The sequence below is a fragment of the Streptomyces hilarionis genome (genome assembly GCF_024539675.1).
Lineage (GTDB): Bacteria > Actinomycetota > Actinomycetes > Streptomycetales > Streptomycetaceae > Streptomyces > Streptomyces hilarionis.
Map to the genome: position 1 here is coordinate 26,347 of NZ_JAHHIT010000007.1, position 16,591 is coordinate 42,937.

Annotated in this window: 8 protein-coding genes; all 8 read right to left on the reverse strand. The window is 69.5% G+C overall.

Annotated features, from left to right (window positions below; translation table 11 throughout):
• Nucleotides 1-105: 105 nt before the first annotated feature.
• Nucleotides 106-2,208 (reverse strand): CDP-glycerol glycerophosphotransferase family protein, encoded by a 2,103-nt coding sequence (locus KMS84_RS03055; RefSeq protein ID WP_256914434.1) that lies wholly within the window; start codon nt 2,206-2,208, stop codon nt 106-108.
• A 158-nt stretch (nt 2,209-2,366) separates the two neighbouring features.
• Entirely contained in the window at nt 2,367-3,866 is a 1,500-nt protein-coding gene (locus tag KMS84_RS03060) for a D-ribitol-5-phosphate cytidylyltransferase (RefSeq protein WP_256914435.1), read from the reverse strand.
• Nucleotides 3,867-4,680: 814 nt separating this feature from the next.
• A complete protein-coding gene (obgE, locus tag KMS84_RS03065; protein WP_256914436.1) occupies nt 4,681-6,117 on the reverse strand; it encodes a GTPase ObgE in 1,437 nt (478 codons plus the stop codon).
• A 120-nt stretch (nt 6,118-6,237) separates the two neighbouring features.
• The gene (gene rpmA, locus KMS84_RS03070; RefSeq protein WP_015660411.1) at nt 6,238-6,492 is read right to left on the reverse strand and encodes a 50S ribosomal protein L27; all 255 of its coding nucleotides are present in this window, start codon (nt 6,490-6,492) and stop codon (nt 6,238-6,240) included.
• Between the two features lie 14 nt (nt 6,493-6,506).
• Nucleotides 6,507-6,827 (reverse strand): 50S ribosomal protein L21, encoded by a 321-nt coding sequence (gene rplU / locus KMS84_RS03075; protein ID WP_007381993.1) that lies wholly within the window; start codon nt 6,825-6,827, stop codon nt 6,507-6,509.
• 210 nt (nt 6,828-7,037) lie between these two features.
• Nucleotides 7,038-7,226, reverse strand: coding sequence for a hypothetical protein (locus tag KMS84_RS03080; protein ID WP_256914437.1), 189 nt, complete (start codon nt 7,224-7,226; stop codon nt 7,038-7,040).
• Between the two features lie 214 nt (nt 7,227-7,440).
• Nucleotides 7,441-14,337 (reverse strand): polymorphic toxin-type HINT domain-containing protein, encoded by a 6,897-nt coding sequence (locus KMS84_RS03085; RefSeq protein WP_256914438.1) that lies wholly within the window; start codon nt 14,335-14,337, stop codon nt 7,441-7,443.
• A gap of 159 nt (nt 14,338-14,496) precedes the next feature.
• Nucleotides 14,497-16,591: LamG domain-containing protein (locus KMS84_RS03090; protein WP_256914439.1), on the reverse strand; the 2,095-nt coding region annotated here is incomplete at its 5' end.

The following is a 16,591-nucleotide window of genomic DNA, read 5'->3' on the forward strand; positions in this document are numbered from 1 at the left end:
CACATCACAGCATGCACCAAGGCCGGGGCCCCGGAGAGTTCTCTCTCCGGGGCCCCGGCCCACGGCGGTGCGCCGCCGTACGGCGCGTCGTCGGGCTGCGCGCCGTCAGGCGGTGGTGACGTCCTTGGCGCGTGCGGTCTCGGCGTCCGTCTCGGCGTCCGTCTCGCCGTCCGGCATGTCGTCCGGCGGGACCAGAAGGGACGTCTGGCCCACGTTGCGCGCCTCGGCCTTCAGCGCGAGGTCGGTGACGGCGGTGTCGAACCGTTCACGGGAGGTGGGCTCGTCGGGCCCGAGCAGGTACTCCTTGAGCGCCAGGCGGTCCTTGGCCAGGGGGTCGCCGGCCGGGTCGCGCACGGCGTCCAGGAGCCGGTCCAGCTCGGCGGCGTCGTTGCCGAGGATCACCGCGGCGCGCACCGCGGTGTTCTGCCGCCTGAACTCCTCCTCGCCCAGCTCCGCGGAGTCCGTGACCGCGTACGGCTTGCCGCTCGCGATGAAGTCGGAGACCACGCTGGAGATGTCGGAGACCATCGCCTCGGACGCGTTGAAGCAGTCGTACAGAAGCGGGGAGGCGCCGGTGATCACCCGGTGCTCGTACGAGGGGAAGGAGCGCCAGTAGGTCTCGTTCCACTCGGCGCGCAACCGGGCGGCCTCCTGGTGCTTGCGGACGTCGACGATGCCGTCACGGCTGGTCACGGCCTCGTCGGCCCGCTCGTCGAAGGCGAGCGAGAGGCTGTCCAGGCGGGTCTTGAGCCGGGTCAGCTCGGCCTTGGCCTTCGCCTGGGCGGCCGGGTCCGCGGTGAAGCGCGGGTCGCTCGCACGCTGGGCGGCGGCCTTCTTGACCAGGGCGACGATCCGCCGGTGCGCGGCGCCGGCCTTGGCGCTGCGGGTGCCGGTGAACGGGTGCGGCTTGTACAGGACGCGGACCGGGGGCTCGGCCGCGACCAGCTTTTTGACGATGTTCTCGCCGGCCAGCAGCAGCGAGGTGTTGCCCGGGTTGTCGTCCCAGCCCTCCCAGGTGGGCGCGTACAGGACCGTGGGGAGGCGGTCCGCGGGCACGCCGTCGCCCGGCCTGATGGACGCCAGCTGCGGGCGGCCGACCTCCACGATGTCCTCGTCGCGGATGCCGACGTCGGCGATGGCGTAGCGGTCGCGGCCCGCGCGCCCGGCGACCCACACCTCGTCGTAGACCTTGCTGAACGGGTTGACGCTGGCGACCTTGTCGCTGTCGCCGTGGCCGATGAAGACGTGCTTCATGGTCGGCACGCGCAGCAGGTGGATGTTCTTGCCGACGTTCGCGCAGTACAGCGCGACCCGCACCATGGACAGGTCCAGGTTCATCAGGTGCACCCCCCCGGGCACGCAGACGACCGGGACCGACGTGGGCGCCATCTTCTCCAGGATGGCGCGCTCACGCAGGATCACCAGCGGCCGGGCCTCCATCCGCTCCATGGTCTCCAGCCACATGTTGACCTGGTAGGCGGAGTCGTCGGAGCCGGAGAAGTACAGGACCACCTCGGGGCGGTACTCGCGCAGCCAGGCGCTGACGGTGGCCAGCACCTTGGGCGCCCTCGGCGGGAGCCGCCTGGCCCGCAGGTGCGGCACCAGGGCGAGGACGTACAGCGCGCCGAGGCCGAGGGTGACGGCGATGCCGACGAAGCCCGGGCGCACCGAGTCGCTCATGGCGACGAGCAGCAGGCCCACGACGGCCGCGAGGTCGAGGTGGAGCATCTTGACGGTGGCGCGGTTGAGCAGCAGACGCGGCGGGGCGTCCGGGATGCGCAGCCGGGAGGCCAGGTCGACGTTCCTCGTCGCGACCGGCATCTGGCGGCGCTTGCCGATCAGGGTGACCAGCGCGCCGTGCGGCGCCTGAAGGCCGAAGAACACCGTGAAGCACGCGATCGCGGCGTAGAAGACCGGCTCCCGAGAGAGGTCGAGTCTCGCCAGCAGCAGGATCAGCAGCAGCTCGCGGACCAGGAACCGGGTGGACGCACCGGCTCGCACCTTCGACAGCAGCCCGATGAGGCGACTGCGCTTGCGGTGGAGATAGAGGTCCGCCAGGTAGGTCACGGCGGCCGCGACGGCGAAGGCGGGAGCGCTCGGGACGAGCGCGGTCGCCATGAGGCCGGGGTAGCCCAGCATCATGAGGACCGCTGCGGCCAGTTCGGCCGCGCTGCCCACCCGGGCTACGCGAATAGCGGTGGATATCACGGAGAAACCTGCTCTGGGAGGGGGCCGGTCATAGGTACCTGAAAGTCCGGAAAATCCTTTTTGAAGGTTTCGGGAGTTTTACGGATTCAGGCCTCTGTGAATTCTCCGTAAACCGGGAGCCACAGAGGCCTGAAAATTCGATGGCTATTTGGCGACGATTATGCCACGCCGTCCTGTCGATCGAGCACCGCGGCCAGGGCCTGCTCGAAGTCGGAGGCCTTGCCGGCGGCGGCCGTCGGGTCCTGCTGACGGACGTCGATCACATGGCCCGTGAGCTCGGAAAGCAGCACGTCGAGGGAGGTGCGGGCGACGGCTTCGGAGGACAGCAGGCTGCCCGTCGGCTCCTGCCCGAAGGCCTTGGTCCGCATGGGGGTCGCGGTGCGTTCGGGGTTGACGCAGTTCACCCGGATGCCGTCGCCGGCCCACTCGTCGGACAGGGCCTGGGTGAGATTCACCATGGCGGCCTTGGTCGAGGAGTACAGGCTGTACTCGGCGCGGCCGCGGGTGTAGCTGCTGGAGGTGTAGAGCAGCAATTGCCCCTTGGTCTCCGCCAGGTACTTGTACGCCGAACGTGCGATCTGCACGGGCGCCAGGTAGTTGACCTTCAGCGCTTCCTCGATGGTCGCGTTGTCGGTCTCGGCCAGTTTGCCGATGCGCAGCACTCCGGCGGTGTTGACGACGTAGTCGATGCGCCCGGTCTCGCTGTAGGCCTTGGACAGGGCGTCGTCGACCTCCTCCGGGTTCTCCACGTGCGTGCCCGTCGTGGAGCGGCCCAGGGCGTAGACCCGGGCGCCGTAGGACTCCGCGAGTTCGGCGATGTCCTTGCCGATGCCGTACGAACCGCCGAAGACGACCACGGTCCTGCCGGTGAGCAGCTCGCGGTAGACCTCCTCGCCGACCTGCTCGGGGGTGGCGGAGGAGGCCAGCTGGAACAGCTTGTCGGCGATGAAGACGTCGACGGGCTGCGTCACCTTCATGTTGTACTCGTCGCCCGCGACGACGTGGATCGGCACGTCCGGCAGGTAGCGCAGGACGACCGTGCAGTCGTCGGTGGCCTGGAAGTTGGGGTCGCCCGCCGCCACCTCGTAGGCCCGCCGGATGGTGGACAGCTTGAACGCCTGGGGCGTCTGGCCGCGGCGCAGCCGGGAGCGGTCCGGGATCTCGGTGATGAACTCGCCGTCCTCGCCGTGCGTGCGCGTGACGATGATGGTGTCCGCGGACGGGATGGCCACGTCCACGGCCTGGTAGCGCTCCAGGGCGGTGACGCAGTCGTCGATGACCCGCCGCGAGAGCAGGGGGCGCACGGCGTCGTGGAAGAGGACGTTGAGGTCCTCGCCGTCGGCCAGTCCCTCGCCCAGCGCGGCGATGGCGCGCTCGGTGGTCTCGTTCCGCGTGGAGCCGCCCTCGATGATCGCCCGGACCTTCTTGAAACCGGCCTTGGCGACGATCTTCTCGACGTCGGGGACATAGCCGGGCGCCATCAGCACGATGATCTCGTCGACCGAGTCCGCCTTCTCGAAGGTGGTCAGCGTGTGCTCGATGACTGCCTTGCCGGCGATCTTCAGCAACTGCTTGGGGATCGACAGACCCACGCGCTGGCCGGTGCCACCGGCCAGGATCACTGCGGTGGTACGGGGCTTGGCTATGTGCTGGGACACAGGGGACCTACCTTGGGGCGTCAGGGACGGGGAAATGGTCCCACTTGCGGTTACCGCGATGCAAGGTGAGCGCCGTTCGCTGCAAATGTGCTGGCAACCTGGCATTCACCTTGCGACGCTGACGATTGTCGAGGCATCGGCGCGGCTTCCCGCGGATGCCCTTGGGAAATCCTGTGAGTTACTCCACAGAAGTAACGCATTGCCGTGGCCGGGGGTGACGGGTGTGACTCTAACGGTCCCGGAGGGGTGTCATCGCCGCGGCCGTCCGGGGCGGCCGCGAGCATGCCCCGCACAAGCCTCCTCGTGGGCTCCCGGCGCGGCGGCCGTCCGGCCCCGGTTCCGGATCTTCACGTCCCGGCCGACGGTGCTGCACCCGTCCTTCATATACGGGACGCCCGGCGGCGGGCCGGCCGTGAATTGAGCGGTCCTGACGGAAGTCGGCGGAAGTCGATATCGGGGAATTCCCCGCCGGTATTTCTCGGCATTTCGGCGCCGCCGGCCGCGGGAGAACGGTCTGCCGTGCGGGGCGCGAACCGCCGGGAAATCACCACCCGTTCGGCGGCGCTCGCGACGAACGCCGGACGGGGTTCCTGAAGGCTCCCTGAGGGGAGCGTGGGAGGCGGATGAGACCCGGCGGGCGCCGACGGGCGCGGGCGTGATCGACAGGAGGCGAGGCGGGAGTCATCGACAGGAGGCGCGGCGGGCGGGGCGGGACGCCGGCGAAACGGCCGAGGCAGGCGCCCGGAGTGGGGCGCCTGCCTCGACGGTGTTCACGTGCTCAGGGGTGCCCGAAAGCGATCGGGCGGGGCGGGGATCAGAAGGGCTCGAAGCCCTCGAACTCCTGGGCCGCCTCGTCGCGTTCGGCCTGCTTGTCCCGGCGGCGCTGGGTCGCCGGACGCGGGGCCTCGAAGCGGTGGTCCTCACCCCGGCGGCCGAGCATCTCGGCGCCGGCCGTGACCGACGGCTCCCAGTCGAAGACGACCGCGTTGTCCTCGGGGCCGATGGCGACGCCGTCGCCGCCGCGGGCGCCCGCCTTCATCAGCGCGTCCTCCACGCCGAGGCGGTTGAGCCGGTCGGCGAGGTAGCCGACGGCCTCGTCGTTGTTGAAGTCGGTCTGGCGCACCCAGCGTTCGGGCTTCTCGCCCCGGACGCGGAACAGGCCGTCCTCCTCCAGCGAGACGGTGAAGCCGGTGTCGTCGACCGCCTTCGGACGGATGACGACCCGGGTCGCCTCCTCCTTCGGCTTGGCCGCGCGCGCCGCGGCCACCATCTCGGCGATCGCGAAGGACAGTTCCCTCAGACCCGTGTGGGCGACCGCGGACACCTCGAAGACGCGGTAGCCGCGCGCCTCCAGGTCCGGGCGGACCATCTCGGCGAGGTCCTTGCCGTCCGGCACGTCGATCTTGTTGAGCACCACGAGTCGCGGCCGGTTGCCGAGGCCGCCGTACTGCTTGAGCTCCTCCTCGATGATGTCGAGGTCGGAGAGCGGGTCGCGCTCGGACTCCAGGGTCGCGGTGTCCAGCACGTGCACCAGGACGCTGCACCGCTCGACGTGGCGCAGGAACTCCAGGCCCAGCCCCTTGCCCTGGCTGGCGCCCGGGATCAGGCCCGGCACGTCGGCGATGGTGTAGACCGTGGAGCCGGCCGTCACCACGCCCAGGTTCGGGACCAGGGTCGTGAACGGGTAGTCCGCGATCTTCGGCTTGGCGGCGGACAGGACCGAGATCAGCGAGGACTTGCCGGCGCTCGGGTAGCCGACCAGGGCCACGTCCGCGACCGTCTTCAGCTCCAGGACGATGTCCTGGAGGTCGCCGGGCTCGCCGAGCAGCGCGAAACCGGGCGCCTTGCGGCGGGCCGAGGCCAGCGCCGCGTTGCCGAGGCCGCCGCGGCCGCCCTGGGCCGCGACGTACGAGGTGCCGTGGCCGACCAGGTCGGCCAGCACGTTGCCGGCCTTGTCCTGGACGACCGTGCCGTCCGGGACCGGCAGGATCAGGTCCTGGCCGTCCTTGCCGGACCGGTTGCCGCCCTCGCCGGGCTTGCCGTTGGTGGCGCTGCGGTGGGGCTTGTGGTGGTAGTCGAGCAGCGTGGTGACCGACTGGTCGACGACCAGGATCACATCGCCGCCACGGCCGCCGTTGCCCCCGTCGGGGCCGCCGAGCGGCTTGAACTTCTCACGGTGGACGGAGGCACAGCCGTGGCCTCCGTTACCCGCGCCGACATGCAGTTCGACGCGGTCCACGAAGGTGGTCATCTGGGTGCCTCCAGCACTGGCTACAAAACGGAACGTACGTATCTGTCTACTGCGTAACACGCGAAAGGCGGACCCGCCTTCCCGCACGGGAAGTGAGGTCCGCCTCGCGAAAGCTTCCGATCAGGCGACCGGAACGATGTTCACGACCTTGCGGCCACGGTGGGTACCGAACTCCACCGCGCCGGCGTTCAGCGCGAACAGCGTGTCGTCGCCGCCACGGCCGACGCCCGCGCCGGGGTGGAAGTGCGTGCCGCGCTGGCGGACCAGGATCTCACCCGCGCTGACGACCTGACCGCCGAAGCGCTTCACGCCGAGCCGCTGGGCATTGGAGTCGCGACCGTTCCGGGTGGACGATGCGCCCTTCTTGTGTGCCATGTCTCCTCAGTCCCTTACTTCGCAGCCGCGGGGATCTCAGTGACCTTGATCGCCGTGTACTGCTGGCGGTGGCCCTGACGACGGCGGTAGCCGGTCTTGTTCTTGTAGCGAAGGATGTCGATCTTGACGCCCTTGTGGTGGTCCACGACCTCGGCCTGGACCTTGATGCCGGCCAGGACCCACGGGTCGCTGGTCACAGCGTCGCCGTCGACAACGAGCAGGGTCGAGAGCTCGACCGTGTCGCCAACCTTGGCAGTGGAAATCTTGTCAACCTCAACGATGTCGCCGACAGCAACCTTGTGCTGGCGACCACCGCTGCGCACGATGGCGTACACGCGGATCTCACTCTCTCGCTCTGGGACGGCATCCCCGCAGTCCAGCCACCCGGGAACGAACACGGACGGCCTCTCCCGGCCACCTAGGTACCGGTACCCGGGAGGAAGAGGGTTTACGGAGATGTGGCGCGCCACTCGACACGCCGATGGTCAAGGCTACGGGGCCCGGCTTGAGGGGTCAAACCGGGCCCCGGTCCGTGTTCGATCCGGTCAGTCGGCGTCGTCGCGTTGCTTCAGTGCTCCCGGAGCGAAGGACGCGATGTCGTCCAGCGCGTCTTCGGCCCGGCCGCCCAGTACGGGGTCCTGCAACAGGTCCCGCACCCGGGTCACCAGCCGGGCGTCGATCGCTCCGTGCAGCCGGGCGATGTGGCCCACGCAGGTCACCGCCAGCGCCGTCACCTGCGGGTCGACCGCCCGGCCGGCGGGGCCGAGGCACTCCAGGAGGAGCGCCTCGACCGTTTGCCGGTCCGGATCGTCGTACGTGAGGGCGAGGAGCGCCCGGGTGGCCCGGCCGACGTCGGATCCGCCGACGTCGGCCGTGAGGGCCGCGCGCCACGCGGAGACGTCCGGCCCGGCCGACCCGTCCGGCGCAGACCGTCCTTGGGCATCGTGTCTACTCAGTTTTGACCTCTTTGCTCTTGATCCCCCGGCGTAGTGCGCTCTTCGCCTTGGCCATGCTCGGATCGGTATTGATGTCCGTCCGCACGTGTCCGTGGAAGATCTCGTTGGTGCCGCCTTCGACCGTGCATCCGCAGGGAACCTCCCGGGTGCGGTCGAGAACCACGCTATCGCCGGTGGTCCGGTCGATGCCTACCCGTCGTGGCGACGTCTCCTTGATCTGCACGGAGTTGTCGAGCGCATCCTGCCCGTTGTTGGGTTCGGCGCTGTTCTCGCCGCGGGAGCTTCCTCGGGCTTCGCTGCCGTGCTTTCCTCCCGCCTCGTAGATCCGCTCGCCACAGTTGTGCACCAGGAGCGGCGAGTCCCCCGCGAACACGTAGTAGGTGTGGATGTCCTCGACGGTGAGGTCGTGCGTGCGCTGGCGTCGGTCGAAGGGCCGGACGGCCGTGACGTCGACCGAGTCGCCGTCCGCCGTGTGCAGCCGCATGCCCGGTTCGAGGTCGCCGGCCTCGACCCATTCCTTCTCGGACTCCGACCAGAAGGGATGGGTCGTGGTGGAGACCAGCGCCTCGGCCTTGCCGGACCCGGCCTTCACCGTCAGGTCGACGAAGTGCTTGTCGTCCTCGGTGACGATCGTGCCGACAACCTGGCGTACCGCTGTCTTCCCCGTCTTGGGGTCCGTGACGATGATCTTGTCGCCGAGCTTCACCTTCTCGATCGCCTTGGTCTTGCCGTTGGCGAGCAACACCTTGGTGCCGGGCAGGAAGCTGTGCTTGCCTTCGAAGGGGCAGGAGCCGCCGATGTCGTCTTCGGCCCCCTTCTTCTTACGGGCCGCCGCGGCCTTCTTTCTGACCTCGGCCAGTTTCTCCGCCGCCTTGGACAGGCCCAGCTTGGCCCGGCCCACCGCCTTGTTGGCGTTCCACAGGCCCTTGACCCCGCCGATCATGTCCTTGACCAGGCCGGTGACCCGCTTGGCGAGCTTGATGCCCTTGGCCCACTTCCAGGGCGCCCCGTACTTGGCGAGGATCTTGCCCGCCAGGCCGCCCGCGAAGCTTCCGGCGATGTTGAGCAGCGTCTCGCCGCAGGCGCCGACGTCGCCGCTGGAGATGCAGTCCAGGGCCGCGTCCACGCCCAGGATGTCCCGGGCGATCTTGATCAGGGCCTTGCCCGCGGACTTGATGCGCTGCCGGGCGGACGCCTGCTGCTGCTGCGCCACCGCAACGTCACTGGATGCCTTGCTGACGTCGGACTGCGCCTTGGAGACTTCCGGGTCCGCATTGGTGACCGGTATTCCGCCGCGGCACTCGATCAGGCCCTCACGGCACTCCGGGACGATCATGCCGCTGGGGTCGGCGTGCGTGACCGGGGAGTTGTTGGCGTAGGCGTAGCCGTTGATCTGCTGCGGCTGGGTGTAGTCGATGACCGGGTCCACCGAGATGAACTTGCCGATCGCCGAGTCGTACTCCCGCGCCCCCAGGTGGGTCAGGCCGGTAGAGGCATCGATCGTGCCGCCGACAAAGCCCTTCTCCCCCGGCCAGGTCCCGGTCTTCGTGCCACGGTCGACACCGAACGGGTCGAAGCGGCGCTGCGAGATCGCGCCGGTGGTCGCGTCGATGGCGACTTCACCGGTGCCGTGGTGGTCGGCGCCGACGAAGGACACGTTCGAGGCGGTCCGAACTGCGACGGTCTCACCGGCGTAGTCGTAGTAGCGGGTGGCCTCCTTCTTGGTGCCGTCGGCCGACAACTCCAGCTCGGTGCCGGGCAGATAGACGGTCGTACCGGACGGGTCCTTGCGCTGCACACGGTTTCCGTACGCGTCGTACAGGAATCCGGTCTCCGCGCCGCTCGCCTCGGTGACCTTGGTGAGCGCACCGGTGTCGTCCCAGGCGAGGGCCTGGGCGTTGCCGCCGATGGTGCGCTTGGTGGTGTTGCCCGCGTCGTCGTACTCGTACGAGGACTGCCTCGTGCCGGTCGGGAGGGTCTCGGTGACCTTGGTGACCTGGTGCGGGCCGTCGCCGAGGGCGCCGGCGCCGCCGTACTCGTAGCTGCGGGTGATGTTGTTCGCCGCGTTCAGACCGGTGTCGTGGTTGACCTCGGAGACACGGTTGCCGATGGCGTCGGTCTCGTACGACTTCCAGTACGGGGCCGGACCGCCGAGCGAGGTGGAACCGGCGGCGGAGTCGCACGCCGTGGGACCCGTGCCGTTGACCGGCGTCGTGGAGCCGCGGCTGCCGGAGCCGGCCGCGGTCGCCGCGGTGGCCGAGGGCGTCCAGGCGTCCTGGAGCCGTTGCCGGCTGTCGTAGGCGAAGCACTGCACGTCCGGCGTGGCGGAGTTCGCGGTGTCCGCGATGGACAGGACGTTGCCGGCCTGGTCGTAGGAGTAGGTGGAGTCCTTGGCCGGGGCGGTCGCGCCGTAGACGTCGACCACCGACCGGGTCAGCCGGTCGGTGCCGGTCTCGTAGCCGTAGGTCTGCCAGACCTTCTTGCCGCTGCCGCCCGTGAACAGCTCCAGCTGCTGAAGCTGGCTGTTCCTGTTGTAGACGGTGTCGGTGACGTAGGAGTCGGTGGTGCCCTTCATCGTCTTGGGACGCTGCAACGCGTCGTACGTGTAGGTCAGCACCTCCGCCGGCAGGTCGCCGATGGCGGGCAGGCCGGACGTCTGAAGCGTGCCGTCCCGGTTGTACGTCGACGTGTAGACGTAGGTGCCGGCCAGGGAGCCCTGGGACGTGGGCACCTGATAGGCGGTCTTCAAAGGACGGTAGAACTCGTCCATCGACTGCACCGCCGAAGCGAAGTAGTCAGTGGGCGAGACGTAGCTGAGCGTCCCGTAGGCCTGTCCGAGCCAGCCCGCCTTGTCGTACTTGGTCTCCGTAAGCTTGGTCCCCGTGTCGGGGTCTCCGAGCCAGGTCGTCGTCACGCGGCCGAGCTTGTCGTAGGACGTGGAGGTCTTCTTGTTGCGGCCGTCGTACGCCACGACCGGCCGGTCGAGTTCGTCGTACTCCGTGCGGGAGGTGCCCGCGTCCGGGTCGACGGACTTGGTCTTGCGGCCGAGCTGGTCGTACTCGTAGCGCCACACGTTGCTCTTGGCGTCGGTGACCGTCTCCAGCAGGCCGGCCGTGTTGTAGGTGTACTTGGTCGAGTCGTACGGGACGCCGGCGCCCGGCGAGGCTCCGCGGTAGTGGCGGATCTCGGAGAGGTTGCCCTGGTTGTCGGTGATCGTCGTCGTGGGCACGCCGCCGACCGGCGGGTCGACGTTCGTGAGCTCGCCGTCGTACGAGGTCGTCGTGCGCCACTGCTCGGCGCCCGAGACCGCGGAGATCTGGGCGGTGGCGCGGCCCAGCCCGTCGTACTCCAGCAGGCTCTGCGCGCCGACCTGGCTGTTGCTCACCAGCAGGAGTTCGTCCGAGGCGGCGCCCTCGGCGTTGTACGTGGAGTTGGTCTTCTTGATGTTGCCGGTGCCGTCGTACCAGGTGTCGGCGACCATGCGGGTGCCGTCGGGACCCTCGGTCTGGATCTGACGGGAACGCAGCATGCTGTCGTACAGCTGGTACTCGGCGCCGTACGAGCCGTCGTTCTCGATCTTCTCCGTCTTGATCGCGGTGACCTTGTCCTTGCGGACGTTGTACGAGTACTTGATGCTCGGCGTCTGGGTCGAGGCCCGGTCCGCCAGCCACACCGAGGTCAGCCGGCCCAGCGCGTCGTAGGCGAGGTCCGTCCGCTTGCCGTTGGGGTCGGTCTGTCCTGCCGACATGCCCCAGGCGGGGGCGTAGTCGGTGATGGTGTTGTGGCCGAGGGCGTTGGTGACGGTCGTCCTGGTCAGCAGGCCGTTGGTCTCGACGTAGACGGTCTTCGTCTGGTCCGCCGTGCCGTACTGCTTGGCGTCCTGCTGGGACTTCGGACGGCCGTAGACGTCGTAGGTCGTCGCGCCGGTGACCTGGTAGGTCGCCGTGGTGCCGTCGTGCGCCGTCAGCCGCTCCGTCCTGGTGGCGTCACCCTTGGTGGGCGCCGCGCCGAACGCGCCGCCGTCGTACGAGGTGCGTTCGTCGCCCAGGACCTGGGTCTTGCGGTCCGGGGTCGTGGCGCACTTGACGGACACGACCTCGCTGCGGGCCGGCAACGACAGGATGTTCTTCGTCGCGTTGTCCGCGTAGGTGGTGCGGGTGCAGGTGTCGTCCTTGGCAGTGGAGACGTCGCCCTGGTCGTCGACGGTCAGCGTGCGGCCGGTGCCGTTCGCCGTGTCGAACGTCGTCGTGGACTTCGTCTCGCTCCAGGTGCCGTCCGACTTCAGGCTGAAGCCGCGACCGGTCTGGGTGCGCACGATCACCGCGTTGGAGGTACCCCAACTACGCTTCTGCGTTGCGGTGTTGTACTTCCAGGGAACGTTGATGGTCTTCGCGACGAGCTTGGGGCCGTCGTAGGTGGCCACCTCCAGCTCCTGGCCGGTGAACTCCTTGTCGTCGTCGTACGACGCTCCCGTGGAGTCCTTGACCGACACCGAGCGCGTGGCGCCGTCGGCGTCCTTGTCGCCGTTCATGCCCTGGAGGAACGTGTAGTCGACCCGGGTCTTCTGCTGGTCGGCGGTGCCGCTGGTGACCTTGACCTTGCCGTAGCCCTGCCAGCCGCCCCAGGTGAGGTACTTGTCGTCGGTGATGCCGTCCGGCTCGGCCTTCCGCCAGGCCGCGTCGCCCTGGTAGTCGTAGCGGGTGACCATGGAGTCGCTGCCGCCGGTGCGGTCGGTCTCGATGACCGCCGACACCACGTACTTGTGGAACCAGTCCGTGATCGGGTCGACATAGCCCGGCGGGGCCCACTTGACCGGGTAGCAGCGCTTCTTCGACTCGCCGGGCCTGGGCAGCGTGGCCTTGGTGCAGTCGGCCGGCGCGTAGGTGACGTCGAGCTGAGCGCCGGTCTCGCTGAGGACCATGGAGAGTCGGAAGCGGTAGAACGGGGCGATGTTGTCGCCGACGGCGTCGACGCGGTTGGCGAGCTGCTCGCCGAAGAGGTCGACGGAGGGCAGCTTCACGGCGGTGCCGACGCGGCCCTCGTGCTCGATCTTCGACAGCCACAGCGTCTTGGAGTCGTCGCCGTTGTCCGTGAACAGGTGCGTGAGGAGCCAGGCGTCCACGTCCTGGTAGTTCGTGGCGTCCTTGCGCATCTGCGTCACGACCGACGTCAGACGCTTCGTCGTGAAGAACGTCTGGACCGGTGACGTGCACTTGGTGGCGGACTTGCACTCCTGGTCGACCGGGACGTCCGGCCAGTGCGAGGCGTTCGCCTTGGTGCGCTTGCTCTCGGCGCAGTCGAAGTCGGAGGTCGTCAGGCAGCGTTCGGCGGTGTTGAAGACGACCCGGGCCGGGGCCTTGGCGGCGTAGACACTGCCGTCGCGCTGGCCGTAGTCGATGCGCTTGAGCCAGCCGCCGCGGTGGTAGGCGGTGCCGTTGACGTCCGTCTTGCCGTTGAGGGCGTAGTAGTTGGTCTCGCGGTCGTAGAAGTACGACATCACGTTGCCGTGCGTGTCCCGGACGTGGTCCAGGCTCCAGCGCCACGCCTGCTGGCAGGAGGCGCTGGTGAACGTGGCGTTGTAGCAGGGCTCACCGGAGTCGTCGCCGAAGACCGGGGCGGTCCAGACCGAGTTGGTCTCCTCGTTGCCGGTCGCCCAGCCGGGGAGGCGGTTCAGCCCGAAGAAGTACTCGGTGCCGTCGGAGGTCGTGACCTTCCAGTGCTCGCCCCTGTCGTCGGCACTGCCGTCGTCGCCGTTGACCGCGCCCGTCAGCCGCTCGACCTTGGAGCCGTCGTCGGACGACATGTGCCACTTGCCGGTGGCGTCGTCCTTGACCAGCTCGCCGGAGGAGCCGTTGAGCATGATCGTGGCGTTCTCGAACGCCCAGCACTGCTCGCCGGAGCCGGAGTGGCCGTCGTCGGAGCAGGGCTTGTAACGGCGCTCGATGTAGCCGGGGTCGTAGGAGAAGCCCTCGCCCACCCAGGAGCCCTGGTTGTTCGTCGCCGAGGTGCGGCCGTCCGCCGACTGGGAGGAGTAGCCGAGACCCACGGTGGGGGTCAGGCCGCCCGGGGTCGGCACCGTGTTCAGCGGGTAGTTCCAGTTGAACGCGCCGGAGGAGGTGGCGACGCTCCAGCTCGCCGACGGCGAGAGGGCGGTCGCCTTGTACGTGCCCTGGGCGCCGGAGGGGCCCGCGGCGACGGCGACCAGGGAGGTCGCGGTGCCCGCCATCGTGGAGACGCCCTCGGCGGCGGCCGGCGCGGCGGTGACGTCGGCGGAGACGGTGCCCGCCTTCGCGTCGTTCACCGTGGGCAGCGCCCTGGGCAGCTCGGGGCAGGCCTTGCTGCCGGGGGTGGCGGTCGTGGCGCAGGCCGGGAGCTGGACCAGTTGCAGCCGGGAGGCGTAGGAGCCGCCGAAGCCCTCGGCGAACTCGGAGTAGTCGACGGTGAGACGGACCTTCGCGGAGCGGTCGGCCCCGTCGGCGCGCGCGACGCCCAGGAGCACACCGGCGCCGAGTTTCGCGGCGCGCCGGGGGTCGAGGACGTCGACGCGCACCTTGCCGGCGGCCTGTGACGCCGTGGCCTTCGCCTGCGCCCTGCCGACCTTGACGGGCAGGCCGCCCGCCTCGGCGGTGGCCCCGAGCTTCACCTCGGCGCCGCCCTGGTGGGGCCACACGGCCTTGTCGAGGCCCTTGACCGCGGCCTTGCGCGCGGGGTCGGAGGGGCGGGACTTCGCTTTCGCGGCGGAGCCCCTGGCGGGATCCCCGTCGTCCTGGACGCCGGGGCGGCTGGTGCGGCCCCGGTCGCCGTCGTCGAGCGCCAATGCCTGCACCGACGACGCGGACAGCGCGAGCGTGAGCCCGAGCACTGTCGCGGCGAGCGCCGGTCTGGGCATGCGGCGGCTCAGTGAGCGGCCACGGAAGAACATTCGGCAACTTCCTGATCGGAGGAGGACGTCGTGAAGGAGACGTCGTGAAAGAAGGGGGAAAGAAGGTGACGGGACAGGTGTGCCGGGCCTCGGAAGGACCCGGCACACCTCAGAACCGACGGTCTGTCACAGCTCGGGGACGGCCGTCAGCGCCGCCATCTGCTGGACCGTGACCGGGTCGGCGGCTCCGCTGTAGACACGGACCTCGTCGATCGCCCCGGCGAAGTACTCGCTCGCCCCGCGCAGCGAACGGCCCACCTGGAGACCGCCGGTGGCGGACCACAGGGTGTCGTCCGTGCCGTAGGCGCCCGCGACGAGCTGGCCCTCCACGTACAGGCGCAGCGAGTTGGCGAAGGCGTCGTACACGACCGCCAGGTGCTGGCCGGAGCCGCCGGTGTCGGGCAGTTCCTGGTCGTCGGTGAAGGTGACGACCGCGGGGGCGGCCACGTCCGACTTGGCGACGGCCAGCTCCCACTGGCCGGTGGTCGCCTGGTAGCGGACCTGGACGCGGTTGGCGTTGGCGCCCGGCAGGGACAGCACCGTCTGCGACTTCTCCGGGTCCAGCGAGGTGAGCTGGGCCCGGGCGGTCACGGTGAAGCTGCTGTTGCCGGTGACCGGGGCGGTGGCGGTGGACGCGTAGTCCCCGTCACCGTCCAGGACCAGGTTGCCGTCGCCGACGAGGGCCGCCGTGTCGAACAGCGGGTCGGCGGGGCGGTAGATGGACGCGTTGCCGGCCAGCGTGAGCGCCTGGCCGCCGCCGGTCTCGGCGGCCGCGCCGCCCGCGGCGTCGTCGAGCTGCCAGTAGCCCTTCCGGGCCGGCTTGACGGTCAGCAGCTCGGCGACCTCGGCCGGCAGGAGGACGCGGTCGAAGACGCGCACCTCGGCGAGGTCACCGGTGAAGTGGTCGCGGTAGCCGCTCTTGGCCGTGGCGCGGCCGATCTGCAGCGGGCCGTACGACTTCCAGGTGGAGCGGCGGCCCGCGGAGGCCTTCAGGTCCTTGTTGACGTACAGCTGGAGCAGCGGGCCGCCGGTCTTCTGCGCGTCGTACACGCCGGTCAGCAGCACCCACTGGTCCTTGACCACCGACAGACCGGTGGATACGGCCTTCCACTCGCCGAGCGAGTCGACGTCGTTGACCGGGACGGAGAACTTCCAGGTCTGCGCGGACGCGTCGTAGCCGAGGGTGAAGCCGGGCTCGCCCGTGCCGTCCTGGCTGATCGCCGCCATGTCCTTGTCCAGCGCGGTGGGCCGGACCCAGGCGCTGACGCTGAAGGACTTGGCGGAGTCGAGCACGGTCTCGTCGGCGTCGAGGTAGGACTCGGCGCTGCCGTCGAAGCGGGCGGCCTTGTCGGCCCGGCCGCCGGGGCCGTCCACGCCGAAGGTGACGGCGCTGCCCGCGGTCGCCGAGTACTCGCCGCTCTCGTCGTGCGCCTCGCCGCCGGCCTCGTCGGCGAGGTTCCACTGGCCGACGACCGGCCGGCCCTCGGCCACCAGGAAGTCGTAGGAGTTGCTGGAGGCGTGCGCCGCCTTGTCGAGGGCGATCACCTCGAGCACGTGCCGTCCGGCCCTGGTGGGCACCCACTGCGCGGTGACGGAGCCGCCGCCGGTGGTCGGGGTGAGGGGCGTCAGCGCGGCGCCGTCGAAGGAATACTGGTACTTGACGACGTCGGTGTCCGCGATCTTGTCGTTCGGGTTGGGCGAGAAGGTGAAGCTGCCGTAGGTGCCCACGCCGTCGTGGTAGACGGTGTCCGAGGGGTACTGCTTGGACATCACGAGCGGCTTGCCCGGCCACGTCGCGTCGTAGACGAACTCGCAGCGCTGGGCCGGGTCGCCGTCCGAGCTCCACGGCCCGTTGCCGTCGCCGTCGTTGGCGCGGGCGCTCCAGTAGATGACGGTGTTCTGCGGAATGCTCGACTTGACGGTGTGCTCGAACTTGGTGTTGGCCGTCGGGGAGAGCGCGTCCTTGGTGATGTACGTGTAGGAACCGGGCGTGGTGCCGCCCCACTCGACCTTGAACTCGACCTTCACCTTGTCGGTCTGGCCGTTGCCGTGGTCGGGGTCGCTCGCGATGGCCCGCAGCTTGGGCGGGGTGTCCACGGTGGGACGGCTCGCGCCCCACTTGCACACGCCACCGGGGTCGGTGGACATGTCGGACGTCTTGATCTGCCGCGGCAGGTTGTTGTACGAGATGGACAGGTAGGCGTTGCCGCAGATCCGCTTC